The sequence below is a fragment of the Vibrio crassostreae genome (assembly GCF_041439375.1).
GTDB classification, from domain to species: Bacteria; Pseudomonadota; Gammaproteobacteria; order Enterobacterales; family Vibrionaceae; genus Vibrio; species Vibrio crassostreae_D.
The window spans coordinates 1-14,295 of the sequence record NZ_JBGONY010000032.1 but is presented as its reverse complement, the minus strand read 5'-3'; the positions used below and the strand labels follow the sequence as shown (position 1 = coordinate 14,295).

Below are 14,295 nucleotides of genomic sequence, written 5' to 3'. Positions count from 1 at the left end.
AAATGCTTCTTTTACGTATCACTACTGGTTAAATGGTTATTGCGATTTAATTTTTTGGCCAAAAACGGTTACAATATCAGCTTAATAAAAATAACGTTGGATAGGTTTACAATGAAGTTTAGCGCGGTAATTCTCGCGGCGGGCAAAGGCACTCGCATGTATTCAAACACGCCAAAGGTTCTGCACACGCTTGCAGGTAAGCCTATGGTGAAGCATGTTATCGATACATGTAATGGTTTAGGCGCTCAAAATATCAACCTGGTTTACGGCCACGGTGGTGATCAGATGAAGGCTACTCTAGCTGAAGAATCTGTAAATTGGGCACTGCAAGCTGAGCAGCTGGGTACAGGCCACGCTGTGGATCAAGCATCTGCACATTTCGCTGATGATGAAAAAGTATTGGTGCTATACGGTGATGTTCCACTGATTTCACCTGAAACCATTGAAAACCTATTAGACGCTCAACCAAACGGTGGTATCGCGCTACTTACGGTCGTGCTAGACAACCCAATGGGATACGGTCGCATTATTCGTCGTAATGGCCCTGTTGTGGCTATCGTTGAGCAGAAAGATGCAACGGATGAGCAGAAGCTTATCAAAGAGATCAACACTGGTGTTATGGTTGCGACAGGTGGCGATCTTAAGCGTTGGTTGTCTGGTTTAAGCAACGACAACGCACAGGGTGAATACTACCTGACTGACGTTATCGCAGCCGCTCACGATGAAGGTCGTGCGGTTGAAGCTGTGCACCCAGTAAGCCCAATTGAAGTAGAAGGTGTTAACGACCGCTCTCAACTGGCTCGTCTAGAGCGTGCTTACCAAGCAGAACAAGCTGACAAATTATTGAAGCAGGGCGTTATGTTACGTGATCCTAGCCGCTTTGATCTACGTGGCGAACTGCAATGTGGTATGGACGTTGAAATCGACACCAACGTTATCATCGAAGGCAGCGTAAGCATTGGTGATAACGTGGTTATCGGTACCGGCTGCGTGTTGAAAGACTGTGAGATTGATGATAACACCATCATTCGCCCATACAGCGTAATTGAAGGTGCAACGGTCGGTGAAGACTGTACGGTTGGTCCATTTACTCGCCTACGTCCAGGTGCAGACATGCGTAACGATTCGCACGTTGGTAACTTTGTTGAAGTGAAGAACACTCGCCTTGGTGAAGGTTCTAAAGCGAATCATTTAACGTATTTAGGCGATGCTGAAATTGGTCAGCGTGTAAACGTGGGTGCGGGTGCAATTACTTGTAACTACGATGGTGCGAATAAGTTTAAGACCATCATTGGCGACGACGTATTCGTTGGTTCAGATAGTCAATTAATCGCGCCTGTTACGATTGGTAATGGTGCAACTGTTGGTGCTGGCTCTACAGTAACACGTGATGTTTCTGAAAATGAGTTGGTTATCAGCCGTGCGAAAGAACGTAAGATTGCTGATTGGAAACGTCCAACTAAGAAGTAAACTCTAACGTTCAAAATATATTTTTATGAAAGCCAGTAGCATCGCTACTGGCTTTTTTGTATCGGCTACTCACTGCTAACAAAATAATCAATTTGGCAATTGTATTTTTTTAATAGATTGTTAATATTCGGGCTGTGGTTCGGTATAAATAGGTTGATGTACGGTGATATTGGTTGAAAAGAAATGGCAAACATTGCCGATCATTATTTTGTCTTTTTCAATGTTAATAGGTCTCTATGGCTTTTATGTAACGCTGGAAAAGTTGGTTGTTGAAAATGAGCGTGATCATCTTGTCTCTTTGATGTCAGATGTCGTGTTCGAGGTCCGTGAAGATAGTCGTTTATTCTCGGAAGGCGTAGATGTTGATGATTATATTGGTAATCTTACCCAAGCTAGTACACGATTAAGAATTCAGGTTATTAATCCTGATGGTGTTGTGATTGGGGATACGGACCTTTCTGATCATGCGCTTGCAGGCGTTGAAAACCACAGCGATCGACCTGAATTTCAACAAGCTCTAAAAACAGGCTTCGGCAGTGACGTGCGTTTTAGTACGGTCACTTCGGTTGATCGTATCTATTACTCCCATAAAGAATCCATGAACGGTAGCAGTTTCGTTATCGTTATCTCTTCACCGATGCATCAACTGAAACAGATGAACTTCCAATTGATGGGGATTCTGGTTGGTATGGTTGTGTTGAGTTTGAGCTTCTTGATTGGCACCTCTTACATGAGTAATCGCCAAATTGTTCATCGAGTGGAAGAAGAACAGAAAAAGCAAGACGAGCGCATTCGCCAACGAACCCATGAAATCGAGTTGATGCACCGCCTCGCGAATATGCTTGCCGCATGTAATAACATGGTCGAGGCACAACAGATCGTTTCGGATATCTTGCCGCGAATTCTCGGTAACGTGAACGGCAGTGTTTCTTTGATGCGTGCATCGCGTAACCAGTTGATCACTCAGCTCGATTGGGGAGAGACTTGGCCGGGAAGCGCGAGCTTTGCTCCAGAAGAGTGTTGGTCACTGCGTAAAGGACGTGCACATCAATCGAATGATGATTTCCACTCGTTAACCTGTGGTCACATGCATGAGATGGAAAACAACCAAACCTTGTGTATTCCGTTGACGGCACATGGCAACACCATCGGCATCATGCACCTTTATTTCGGTGTTGGTGACATCAAGATTGATCCCATTACCGAGCAATTAGCCTTCAGTGTTTCAGAGCATTTAGGCTTAGCATTAGCTAACTTGAGCTTACAAGAGAAGCTTCGCTCACAAGCATTGAGCGACCCTCTTACTAGCTTATTCAACCGTCGTTTCTTTGAGCAGAAACTGGAAGAGCACTCAATGAATTCGGCCACCAGCGAACAGCCATTATCGCTATTGATGCTCGATTTGGATCACTTCAAACGTTTTAATGACAACTTTGGTCATGATGCAGGTGATTTCGTATTAAAAGAGATCAGTGCGCTACTTAAACAGAGCGTCAGTGAAGATGAGATTGCTTGCCGATTAGGTGGTGAGGAGTTGGCGGTACTGCTTCCACATTATTCAATGCAAGAAGCGACTGAGTTTGGTCAAACCTTGTGTGATGCTGTGCGTTCGATGCACCTTGAACATAAAGGTTTGTCATTAGGTCAGTTGGGTGTTTCGATAGGTGTAGCTACTTACCCTAAGCCAGCCTCTGATACCGAGTCTTTGGTTAAGATGGCCGATAACGCTTTGTACATGGCGAAAGACATGGGCCGCAGCCGAGTGGTTAACTATGATGAATATAGCCGCCATAAAGCGCCAGCGTTAGAAATTGTCGACGGTGAAGCTGCTTCGAAATTGTCTTAAACTGAGACTGAATTTAGATATAAAAAAAGAGCGAGTAACCTCGCTCTTTTTTGTTTTCGTTAAACGAGGAACTAGTCTTGTTTCTCGTCTGCTACTACTCGAGAGTTGTCTGGCGTAGCGAAGTGTTCTGAAAGCTCTTTGTTCGAAACAATGTAGCCAACCCACAATGCACCCAAACAAATCACAACTGCGATACCTGTTGCGCTTAATGCTTGGCTAGCCATTGCCGCTACCAATGCACTTGATAAGCCACTGATGCTGATTTGCAGGCTGTTTTGTAGACCAGCAGCTGTTGCTGGGCTCTGTTTAGCGCTTGATAGGGCACGGTTAACTACGATTGGGTAAAGTGCACCATTTGCTACAGCAATCAAACAGAAAGGCGCAAGTAGAGGCCAGATGGAAGTCAGTTCCCACTGTGATGCGATAAAGATAAGCATCGCTGCTACGCTGAACAAACCAATAAGGTTTCTTAGTACAATACTATCGCCATACTTCTTCACCGCTTGCTTACCGAAGTAACCACCCGCCATGAATGCGATTGTTTGTGGGATGAAACTTAGGCCGATGTCTTTTGCTTCATAACCTAGTTGAGCCATGATCTCTGGCATACCCGTTAGGTAAGCGAAGAACGCTGCAGATGCCGAAGCAAACATTAAAACATTACCCATGTAAGGTTTTGATTTAAGCAACATCTTGATGTCTGTCTTAATCGATGTCTGCTTTACTTCAGGCGCTTCTTTTGGCTGAGCCATTGTTGTCGCCACTAGCAGTGCACCCATCAAGGTTAATGTGATGAAGATACTATGCCAGCCAAAGCTATCCGCAAGTAAAACACCTAGCTGAGGTGCTAGTGCAGGAGATAGTGCGACCAAAGGCATGATGGTTGCAAAAATTTGCTGGCTACTGCTTTGTGAGTAACGCTTGATAACCATGGCTTGCCAGATTACCGCCGGAGCACATACACCGATTGCTTGAATGAATCGTAGTGTCAGTAGGTGCCATACCTCGGTGCTGAATGCTAAGCCGAATGAAGCTGCCGTAAAGATTACAAGACCAACCGCCAGCGTATTGCGGTGACCATACTTGTCACTTGCCAGACCCCAAAGAAGCTGACCCATTGCCATACCGCCAAGGAATACGGTTAGAGATAGAGCAATCTGCTCCGGGCCGGTTGCGAAATCAACTTCCATTGCCTTAAATGCAGGAAGGTACATATCGGTCGCAATAAAGCCAAGCATTGAAAGAACTGCAAGGTAGACCAATTGAAATTTAGAAATATTCATAAGATGCCATTAAGCTAAAGGTAGTGATGTTTTTATCATCAAAAAAATTGTTTGATATACAGAAGTTAAAGCCCCTGTTTATTTATGCTGACATTCTATTTTTCAGACCTGATAAAATAAAACGCTAAAATATGTAGTTATCAATCAAAAAATTTGAAGGCTTATGTTCTCTAAATCCTCTTTAGAAATGCTCGATACTGTCGCTCGCTTGGGTAGTTTTACCGCAGCTGCTGAACAGTTGCACAAAGTACCGTCTGCGATCAGCTACGGTGTTAGACAGGTTGAGCAAGAACTGGATGTTCTACTTTTCAGACGGTTACCGAGAAAGGTTGAGCTGACACCTGCTGGTGAGTTGTTCATTGAAGAGGCTCGTGCGTTGTTGAGACAGATGGAAGAGGTCAGTGCCCAGACTCGCCGCGCGGCTCGTGGTTGGAAGAAAACCTTGCGCCTAACGCTCGATAACGTGGTTAAGCTCGATAAGATGAAGCCGATGATTGAAGAGTTCTACCAAACCTTTGAGTTTGCAGAGCTCCAGATCAACATGGAGGTGTTCAACGGCTCTTGGGAAGCGATAGCACAGGGCAGAGCGGATATCGTGATTGGCGCAACCTCTGCGATTCCGGTTGGTGGCGACTTTGAGGTTAAAGATATGGGACGGTTAGATTGGGCGTTTGTAATGTCGCCAAGTCATCCGTGTGTGCGAGAGCAAAACCTCAATGAAGAGTTTGTTAGCCAATATCCCGCGATATGTTTGGACGATACCTCTAGTGTGCTCCCTAAGCGACACACTGGCCACTACTCAAATCAAAGACGCCTGTTGTTACCCAACTGGTATAGTGCGATTGAATGTCTTAAAAATGGAGTAGGGGTGGGTTATATGCCAAGACACATTGCTGCACCTATTATCGAGCAAGGCTTGCTGGTGGAGAAAATACTGCCTGAACCGAGCCCGCAGAGTCATTGTTGTTTAGTGTGGCGAAAAGACGATAACCATAAGCTGATCGAATGGATGGTCAAGTACCTAGGATCGAGTGAACAACTTCATCAAGATTGGCTGGATCATCGCAAGGCGATCTAATGATCTTAGCGAGAAGATCCTTTTCAAGTTTGAGCTGAATCTTCACCCACAAAAAGAGCGAGTAAATACTCGCTCTTTTTGATTCGGTCGTTAACTCTTAAGACAAGAAGAACTTGTAGGAAGGGTTATCGGTTTCATCTTTACACTGATAGCCAAGCTCTCGTAGATGTGTTGAGAACTGAGCTAAATCATCATCACCAAGTTCGAAGCCACACAATACGCGACCGTAATCGGCACCGTGGTTACGATAGTTGAACAGGCTGATATTCCAGTGAGTACCTAAGGTATCAAGGAATTTAATCAATGCACCTGGGTATTCTGGAAACTCGAAGCTGTACAGACGTTCTTTCAGTGGTTTCGATGGTTTACCGCCAATCATGTAGCGAATGTGCAGTTTTGCCATCTCATCATCAGACAGATCGACAACCGGGTAGCCACCGTCACGTAGGTCATTGATGATGTGCTCGAGTTCTTCTTGTCCACCTTGTAGACGTACACCAACGAAGATATTCGCTAGGCTTTCGTCGTTTTGGCGGTAGTTAAACTCAGTCACCGCTCGACCACCAATAATATTACAGAACTCTAGGAATGCCCCTTGTCGCTCAGGGATAGTGACCGCAAGTAGGCCTTCGCGCTTCTCACCCAACTCACAACGTTCAGACACATACCGCAGGCCATGGAAGTTGGTGTTAGCACCTGACAGTACCGTTGCTAATTGTTTGTCTTGCAGTTGGTTCTGCTCAGCAAACTTCTTCAAGCCAGCCAGAGCAAGCGCTCCTGAAGGTTCGGCAATCGCACGAGTGTCTTCAAAGATGTCTTTTACCGCCGAGCAGATCTCATCACTAGACACGGCAATGTGACCGTCGATGTACTGCTGACACAGACGGAATGTCTCTTCACCAATGCGTTTAACCGCCACACCATCAGCAAACATGCTGACCTGATCCAGTACTACTGGTTCACCAGCATCAAGAGCTGCCTTCAAGCAAGCCGAATCTTCTGGTTCTACTGCAATGACTTTAATCTCTGGCATCAGCTGTTTTACTAACACAGCAACACCTGCCGCTAAGCCACCACCACCAACAGGCACAAAGATATAATCCATGTGACCGTTTTGCTGCAGCATCTCCATGCCCATCGTACCTTGCCCTGCGATCACCAATGGGTGATCGAAGGGAGGAACAAAGGTATAGCCGTGCTCAGCGGAAAGTCGTTCTGCTTCGGCTTTCGCTTCATCAAAGTTGCTGCCATGTAGAACCACGTTACCACCAAAGCCACGCACCGCATCAACCTTGATGTCTGGTGTGGTTTTTGGCATCACAATTGTGGTTTGAATACCAAGCTTTGAACCGGACAGCGCCATACCTTGAGCATGATTACCCGCCGATGCAGCAATCACACCTGCGGCTTTTTGCTGCTCAGAAAGGCTTGATACCATGTTGTAGGCGCCACGTAGCTTGAACGAGTGCACCGGCTGGCGGTCTTCTCGCTTAAGCTGCACCTGATTTCCAATGCGCGCGCTTAAACGTGGCATATCCTGTAGAGGTGTCACGATTGCCGCTTCGTAAACCGGCGCTCTCAGGATCTGACGCAGATAATCTGCGCCAGTTTGTTTTTGGGGACTGGAGGTGTCATCACTCATAGTTAGCCCTCAAGCTTAGACTTATCGCGCACTGCGCCTTTGTCGGCACTGGTCGCCATGCTTGCGTAAGCTTTCAGTGCGAAAGATACTTCACGCTGACGGTTTTCTGGTTTCCAGCCTAGTGCATCTTGTTTAACACGACGCGCTTCTAGCTCTGCTTCTGGCACATCAAGTGTGATTGAGCGGCTAGGGATATCGATAGTGATGATGTCGCCAGTGTTTACTAGACCAATCACACCGCCACTTGCTGCTTCTGGAGAAGCGTGACCGATAGATAGACCTGATGTACCACCAGAGAAACGTCCGTCAGTTAGAAGAGCACAAGACTTACCTAGCCCCATAGATTTTAGGTAAGTGGTTGGGTAAAGCATTTCTTGCATACCCGGACCACCCTTAGGTCCTTCGTAACGAATAACAACTACTTCGCCCGCTTTCACTTTGCCACCTAAGATGCCATCAACAGCACTGTCTTGGCTTTCAAATACGATAGCAGGGCCTTGGAATTTAAGGTTTTCTTCATCAACACCCGCGGTCTTAACGATACAACCATCAACCGCGATGTTACCTGAAAGTACCGCTAGGCCACCTTCTTGGCTGAATGCATTCTCTTTAGTACGGATACAACCTTCTTTGCGGTCGTCATCAAGACGATCCCAACGGCAATCTTGCGAGAAGGCTTTAGTAGTACGAATGCCTGCTGGGCCAGCGCGGAAGAACTTAAGTACCGCTTCGTCTTCTGTCTGCATGATGTCGTATTGAGCAAGCTGCTCTTGCATGCTCAGGCCAAGTACTGTACGAGTTTGGTTGTTCAGTAGGCCAGCACGGTCTAGTTCACCTAGGATAGCCATTACACCACCAGCGCGGTGAACGTCTTCCATGTGATATTTCGGTGTTGAAGGAGCCACTTTACATAGGTGTGGAACGCGGCGAGACATCTCGTCGATATCACCCATATCAAAGTCAATTTCACCTTCTTGAGCTGCCGCTAAAAGGTGAAGAACGGTGTTACTTGAACCACCCATCGCGATATCTAACGCCATTGCATTATCAAAGGCTGCGCGATTTGCGATGTTGCGTGGCAGTGCTGATTCGTCGTCTTGCTCGTAGTAACGCTTGGTTAGATCAACGATGCGCTTACCGGCATTGATGAATAGTTCTTCGCGGTCTGCGTGTGTCGCCAGCATAGAACCGTTACCAGGCTGAGATAGACCCAGAGCTTCTGTTAGACAGTTCATTGAGTTGGCAGTAAACATACCTGAACATGAACCACAGGTTGGACATGCAGAACGCTCTACTTGCTCACTTTGCTCATCAGAAATAGTTGGATCGGCACCCTGAATCATCGCGTCAACAAGGTCGAGCTTGATGATTTGATCTGAAAGCTTGGTTTTACCTGCTTCCATTGGGCCGCCTGATACAAAGATCACAGGGATGTTAAGGCGCATTGCAGCCATCATCATTCCCGGAGTGATTTTGTCACAGTTAGAGATACACACCATCGCATCTGCACAGTGTGCATTGACCATGTATTCTACTGAGTCTGCGATAAGCTCACGTGATGGCAGTGAGTACAGCATGCCGCCGTGACCCATTGCGATACCGTCATCGACTGCGATGGTGTTGAATTCTTTAGCGATACCGCCCGCTTTCTCGATTTCACCCGCAACCAATTGACCCATGTCTTTAAGGTGAACGTGGCCTGGAACGAATTGAGTGAAAGAGTTTACAACTGCGATGATTGGCTTACCGAAGTCATCATCTTTAACACCAGTTGCACGCCATAAAGCGCGCGCACCAGCCATGTTGCGTCCGTGGGTAGTCGTTGCTGAACGATAGATTGGCATTGCTTAAATCCTTATAAAATATTTGGCTGTTGCTTACTTAGTTGTTTGTGTTTGGTTTTCTGAAGTTTGGTATGCTGGGTACACATAGTCTAACCAGCCCCACTTATCTTCAGTGGTGCCATTGAATAGACCAAAGTAAGCCGCTTGAACCTTTTCAGTGATAGGGCCGCGTTTGCCTTCACCTACTGTAATTTTGTCTACACTGCGAACCGGAACGATCTCTGCAGCTGTGCCTGTCATGAATACTTCATCGGCAAGATATAGCGCTTCGCGAGCAATGTTCTCTTCACGGATCTCATAACCCATGTCTTTTGCTAGTGTCATGATCGAATCACGAGTGATGCCCGGCAGAATTGCACTGGTCGCTGGTGGTGTAGATAGTACGCCATTGCGCACTACAAAGATGTTTTCACCAGCGCCTTCAGAAAGGTAACCATCAACACTTAGCGCGATACCTTCATCGTAACCATGACGACGTGCTTCACCACCAACCAGTAGTGAAGATAGGTAGTTACCACCCGCTTTAGCAGCGGTTGGGATGGTGTTTGGTGCCGCACGGTTCCAGCTAGAGATCATCGCGTCTACGCCATTCTCTAGCGCTTCTTCACCTAGATAAGAGCCCCAAGGGAAAGCAGCGATGATCAGTTCCATCTCAGTGTTTTCTGGTGGACATACACCTAAACCAACGTTCCCGACAAAGCCGAGAGGGCGAATGTACGCTGACTCTAGCGTATTTTGACGTAGCGTTTCGCGAGTCGCTTCCATAATTTCTTCCTCAGTGTAAGGAATCGGGAAGCGGTAGATTTTTGCTGAGTCTTTTAGGCGCTTAGCGTGTTCAGGGTGACGGAAAATCACCGGACCCTTTGGTGTGTTGTAGCAACGAACACCTTCAAACACAGAAGTACCGTAGTGCATTGCGTGAGTCAGGACGTGAACGTTCGCCTCTGCCCAAGGAACCATCTCACCGTTAAACCAAATATAGTCTGCCGTTTTAGCTGTCATGTTTGCGGTCCCTTATGCGTTTATCTTTTGTTGTAAGTTATTGTTTGGCAATTCATTACGACTGATAGAGATAACGTCAACGGTACGCACATCCCACAGCTTTTCGATTTGATTGACCAAGAAAGAGATCGGACGGTCACTGTCGACAATGATCTCAACACTCGCCACTTTGCTTTCGTGATTTTGAGTGCCTGCGACTTGCTTAACAATAAAGCCACGGTGGCGGATAACACGAAGAACACGCTCTAGTAGTACAGGCTTATCATCGGCTTTGATGTCTAATAGGTATCTTTTCATGTTATGTGTTCTCCAACATCTCACTGTTTGAAGCACCTGGCGGTACTAGTGGCCATACGTTCTCTTCTTCATCGATAAGAACATGAAGTAGGTAAGCGGTTTTGCTCTCAAGCATCTCTTTCAATGCTGGTTCTACTTCTTCTTTACGCGTGATGGTTTTACCCGGGATATCGAAGGCTTTCGCTAGCATCACGAAGTCTGGGTTGTCATCTAGGATGGTTTCACTGTGGCGGCCATCGAAGAACAACGATTGCCATTGGCGAACCATACCCAAGCGAGAGTTATTTAGAAGCACCATCTTCACTGGGATTTGGCGGCGTTTCAGCGTGCCAAGTTCTTGCACGTTCATCATGAACGACCCATCACCAGAGATAAGTATAGATTGGTCATCAGGACGCCCAACCGACGCCCCCATAGCGGCTGGTAAGCCAAAGCCCATGGTGCCTAAACCGGCAGAGGTGATGAAGTTCTGTGGATCGCGAGGTTGAATGTGTTGAGCTGCCCACATTTGGTGTTGGCCAACATCGGTCGAAACAATAGAGCTTGCTGGCATCATGTCTGACAGTTGCTTCAACAGTAGCGGAGCAAAGATCAGATCACCTGGGTGGTCGTAGCGCCATTTGAATGAGCTACGAAGTCCTTCAGAGTGGTGAACCCAAGATGAGATGTCTTGGCTTAGTTCCAACTGAGGCATGATCTTGTTGATGTCACCACGAATTGGCGCATTAGCAAGACGCAGTTTGCTGAACTCAGCGGCATCAATATCGATATGGATAACTTTCGCGTGTGGTGCAAAGGTATCAAGCTTACCGGTTACTCGGTCATCGAAACGAGCGCCAACAACAATCAGCAGGTCACTCTCTTGAACCACTAGGTTAGCGGCTTTGGTGCCGTGCATGCCCAACATGCCAAGGTAGTGTGGGTCGTCACGTTCGATAGTACCCAAGCCTTTCAATGTACTTACTGCAGGCATCGGGTTAAGGCGTAAGAACTCACGAACAGCATCGGTCGCTTTAGCGAGTTGAACACCACCACCTACGTATAAAACAGGGCGGGTAGCTTGAGACAAAAAGTACTGTGCCTGCTCAATAGCATCGGTTGTTGCAACAGGAATCGCTGGTGGAGTAAATTCTGGGAGAGTTTTAACAGGAGCTTCTGCTAGTTGAACATCTTTAGCAATATCGACGATAACTGGACCTGGGCGGCCAGACTTCGCTACTACAAAGGCTTCAGCTAGGGTTGGAGCCAATTCTTCAATGTCGGTAACTAGGTAACTGTGCTTGGTACATGACAGAGACATACCAATCACATCCATCTCTTGGAATGCATCGGTACCAATGTGGGAACTTGCAACCTGACCTGTGATAGCAACCAATGGGATTGAATCCATAAAGGCATCTGCAAGGCCAGTGACTAGGTTCGTTGCACCTGGTCCCGAGGTTGCCATACAAACAGCGACATCTTGTGTTGCACGAGCCATACCGATCGCGGCCATTGCAGCGCCTTGCTCATGACGACATAGGATATGCTCAACCCCGCCATCATAAAGTGCATCGTAGATTGGCATGATGGCACCGCCTGGGTAACCAAATACGGTCTCAATTCCTTGTTGCTTGAGTGCGGATACGACTAGTTCTGCGCCTTTCATCGGAATTCTCCCGTATTACCTTTATTTTGGTAACTGTTTCCTTTGTCTCTGCACATCTTGTGCTCCCATTCTTCCTGTAAATCGGCAAAGCCGAAAATGCTCAAAAATATAAAAATCGAATGTTTAAATTAGAAAAAACCCCCGGACTTGTCAGTGCGGGGGTTTTTTCTAATTCGTGGTTACTTTCTTCCCACTCGCCCCCGCGCAGTCTTAATAATGACTACGATAATCAGGTTAATCAGTGCGTAAATGCGAGCGTTAAAAATCATAATATTCGAGTTTTCTCGTTTATTGTCTTCAGTAAAAGTCTATATCTCTAGTGTTATCACACAAATCTGCCGCATGACAAGGAAAATGTCATTCTTTTTTCACATTAAAACACCATTCCATCAAGCTATATAACAACCTTATAGCTTTGGTGAGCAACGAATATCCAGAGCGAATACTTTTAAATCAAAGACAAAGGAAAGTTATGGGACTCGCGATAATTCATAGTCGAGCTAGTGTTGGTGTAGAGGCGCCAGAAGTGACTGTTGAGGTGCATATAAGCAATGGAATGCCTGGCTTTACGTTAGTGGGTCTACCTGAAACAACGGTTAAGGAATCTAAAGATCGAGTAAGAAGTGCGATCATCAATTCTCGCTTTGAATTTCCATCAAAAAGAATCACGGTCAACCTCGCTCCTGCCGATTTACCCAAAGAAGGAGGTCGTTTCGATTTGCCAATCGCGCTTGGGATTTTAGTGGCATCTGATCAGCTTCCGACATCAAAGATCGCACAGCATGAATTCATCGGTGAGTTGGCGCTGTCTGGAGAGCTGCGTTCAGTAAAGGGCGTGTTGCCTGCGACGTTAGCTGCCGATAGCGTCGAACGATGCTTAGTTGTTCCACACCATAACGGTGATCAGGCTGCGCTAGTGGGCAAGGGAGCCCATAAATCTGCGCAAACCTTGTTGGAGGTTTGTGCTGACATGTGTGGACAGACTCAGCTTGGCCTATATAGAACGGAACATCATCAGGCTGATGTTTCAGTGCTTCGCGACCTACAAGATATTATCGGCCAACAACAAGGCAAGCGAGCTCTGGAGATAGCAGCCGCTGGAAATCACAACTTACTTTTCCTTGGCCCTCCAGGAACTGGCAAGACTATGTTGGCGTCTCGTCTGCGTGATTTGTTACCTGAAATGAGTGATGACGAGGCGATGGAAACTGCATCGGTCGCTTCGTTAACGCAGCAAGAGATCAATCAGTACAACTGGAAGCAACGACCTTTTCGATCCCCTCACCATTCAAGCTCAATGGCGGCATTAGTGGGAGGAGGCTCAGTGCCTCGCCCCGGAGAGATCTCTTTGGCGCATAACGGCTTATTGTTCTTGGATGAGATGCCAGAGTTTGAGCGTAAGGTGCTCGATTCATTACGTGAGCCACTAGAGTCGGGCGAGATTATTATCTCCCGTGCAGCGGGCAAGACGCGTTTCCCTGCGCGCTTTCAGTTGGTCGGTGCACTCAACCCAAGTCCAACAGGTTACTACGAAGGTAATCAAGCGCGGGCTAACCCACAGATAATCTTGCGCTATCTCAACCGTTTATCTGGCCCCTTGCTAGATAGGTTCGATATGTCATTGGAGATACCTCTATTGCCCAAGGGAATGTTGGCCGAAGGAGGTGACCGAGGTGAAACCACCCAAGTCGTAAAGCACAGGGTCAAACAGGCTCGTCAAACCATGTTATCTCGCAACCATAAATCAAATGCTTTACTCGGTAGTCGAGAAATTGAGAAGTATTGCCCACTGCGACGTGAAGATGCGGAGTTTCTTGAGACAGCACTCCATCGATTGGGGCTGTCGATTCGTGCCTATCACCGAATCATTAAGGTAGCGCGAACCATTGCTGACCTTGACGGTAACGAGCAGATAGAAAAGAAACACCTATCGGAAGCGCTGGGCTATCGAGCGATGGACCGATTGTTGAAGCAACTCACGGCTCAAGCTGTGTAGTAGTAAATAGAAAGCCTGCTTGTGTGCAGGCTTTAGTTTGATAATTTATTGGCGCTGGCTGGAGTTAGAACTTGTAGTTCAGACCGAGTGATACGATGTATTGAGACTCATCATAGAAGGTAATGTTCGAGTCACTAGGGCGTGTTGATCTTTGCTGTACATTTCGCGTTCAACAATACATCGGTAGCC

General features: G+C 46.8%; 10 protein-coding genes and 1 pseudogene. 4 read left to right on the top strand and 7 right to left on the bottom strand.

The window, feature by feature from the left end:
- Nucleotides 1–111: 111 nt before the first annotated feature.
- Together glmU and ACED45_RS14090 are read left to right on the top strand one after the other, a co-directional pair.
- Nucleotides 112–1,470, top strand: coding sequence for a bifunctional UDP-N-acetylglucosamine diphosphorylase/glucosamine-1-phosphate N-acetyltransferase GlmU (gene glmU / locus ACED45_RS14095; RefSeq protein ID WP_017631548.1), 1,359 nt, complete (start codon nucleotides 112–114; stop codon nucleotides 1,468–1,470).
- Between the two features lie 220 nt (nucleotides 1,471–1,690).
- Nucleotides 1,691–3,316, top strand: coding sequence for a sensor domain-containing diguanylate cyclase (locus ACED45_RS14090; protein ID WP_371714294.1), 1,626 nt, complete (start codon nucleotides 1,691–1,693; stop codon nucleotides 3,314–3,316).
- Between the two features lie 71 nt (nucleotides 3,317–3,387).
- Here ACED45_RS14090 and punC read toward each other — a convergent pair whose 3' ends face one another.
- A complete protein-coding gene (punC, locus tag ACED45_RS14085) occupies nucleotides 3,388–4,599 on the bottom strand; it encodes a purine nucleoside transporter PunC (RefSeq protein ID WP_146492792.1) in 1,212 nt (403 codons plus the stop codon).
- Between the two features lie 163 nt (nucleotides 4,600–4,762).
- On the opposite strand from punC, the gene punR reads away from it, so the two are divergent.
- On the top strand, nucleotides 4,763–5,677 hold the full coding sequence (punR, locus tag ACED45_RS14080) for a DNA-binding transcriptional activator PunR (protein WP_017058788.1): 915 nt from the start codon (nucleotides 4,763–4,765) through the stop codon (nucleotides 5,675–5,677).
- A 97-nt stretch (nucleotides 5,678–5,774) separates the two neighbouring features.
- On the opposite strand, the gene ilvA is transcribed toward punR, so the two are convergent.
- Genes ilvA through ilvG form a run of 5 tightly spaced genes read right to left on the bottom strand, consistent with a single transcriptional unit; the run spans nucleotide 5,775 to nucleotide 12,110 of the window.
- A complete protein-coding gene (ilvA, locus tag ACED45_RS14075; protein WP_146492791.1) occupies nucleotides 5,775–7,319 on the bottom strand; it encodes a threonine ammonia-lyase, biosynthetic in 1,545 nt (514 codons plus the stop codon).
- Nucleotides 7,320–7,321: 2 nt separating this feature from the next.
- On the bottom strand, nucleotides 7,322–9,163 hold the full coding sequence (gene ilvD, locus ACED45_RS14070) for a dihydroxy-acid dehydratase (RefSeq protein ID WP_017071778.1): 1,842 nt from the start codon (nucleotides 9,161–9,163) through the stop codon (nucleotides 7,322–7,324).
- A gap of 33 nt (nucleotides 9,164–9,196) precedes the next feature.
- Nucleotides 9,197–10,165 (bottom strand): branched-chain amino acid transaminase, encoded by a 969-nt coding sequence (locus ACED45_RS14065; RefSeq protein WP_371714293.1) that lies wholly within the window; start codon nucleotides 10,163–10,165, stop codon nucleotides 9,197–9,199.
- A gap of 12 nt (nucleotides 10,166–10,177) precedes the next feature.
- Nucleotides 10,178–10,462, bottom strand: coding sequence for an acetolactate synthase 2 small subunit (ilvM, locus tag ACED45_RS14060; RefSeq protein ID WP_017055442.1), 285 nt, complete (start codon nucleotides 10,460–10,462; stop codon nucleotides 10,178–10,180).
- Between the two features lies 1 nt (nucleotide 10,463).
- Complete coding sequence (ilvG, locus tag ACED45_RS14055; RefSeq protein ID WP_146492788.1) at nucleotides 10,464–12,110, bottom strand: acetolactate synthase 2 catalytic subunit; 1,647 nt, start codon at nucleotides 12,108–12,110, stop codon at nucleotides 10,464–10,466.
- 472 nt (nucleotides 12,111–12,582) lie between these two features.
- Between ilvG and ACED45_RS14050 the strand changes: the two genes are divergently transcribed.
- Nucleotides 12,583–14,106 carry a YifB family Mg chelatase-like AAA ATPase gene (locus ACED45_RS14050; RefSeq protein ID WP_019825526.1) on the top strand — a complete coding sequence of 508 codons (1,524 nt, stop codon included), beginning with the start codon at nucleotides 12,583–12,585 and terminating at the stop codon, nucleotides 14,104–14,106.
- 64 nt (nucleotides 14,107–14,170) lie between these two features.
- Here ACED45_RS14050 and ACED45_RS14045 read toward each other — a convergent pair.
- Nucleotides 14,171–14,242, bottom strand: a pseudogene (locus ACED45_RS14045) (DUF2860 family protein); the annotation flags it as partial.
- Nucleotides 14,243–14,295 lie beyond the last annotated feature (53 nt).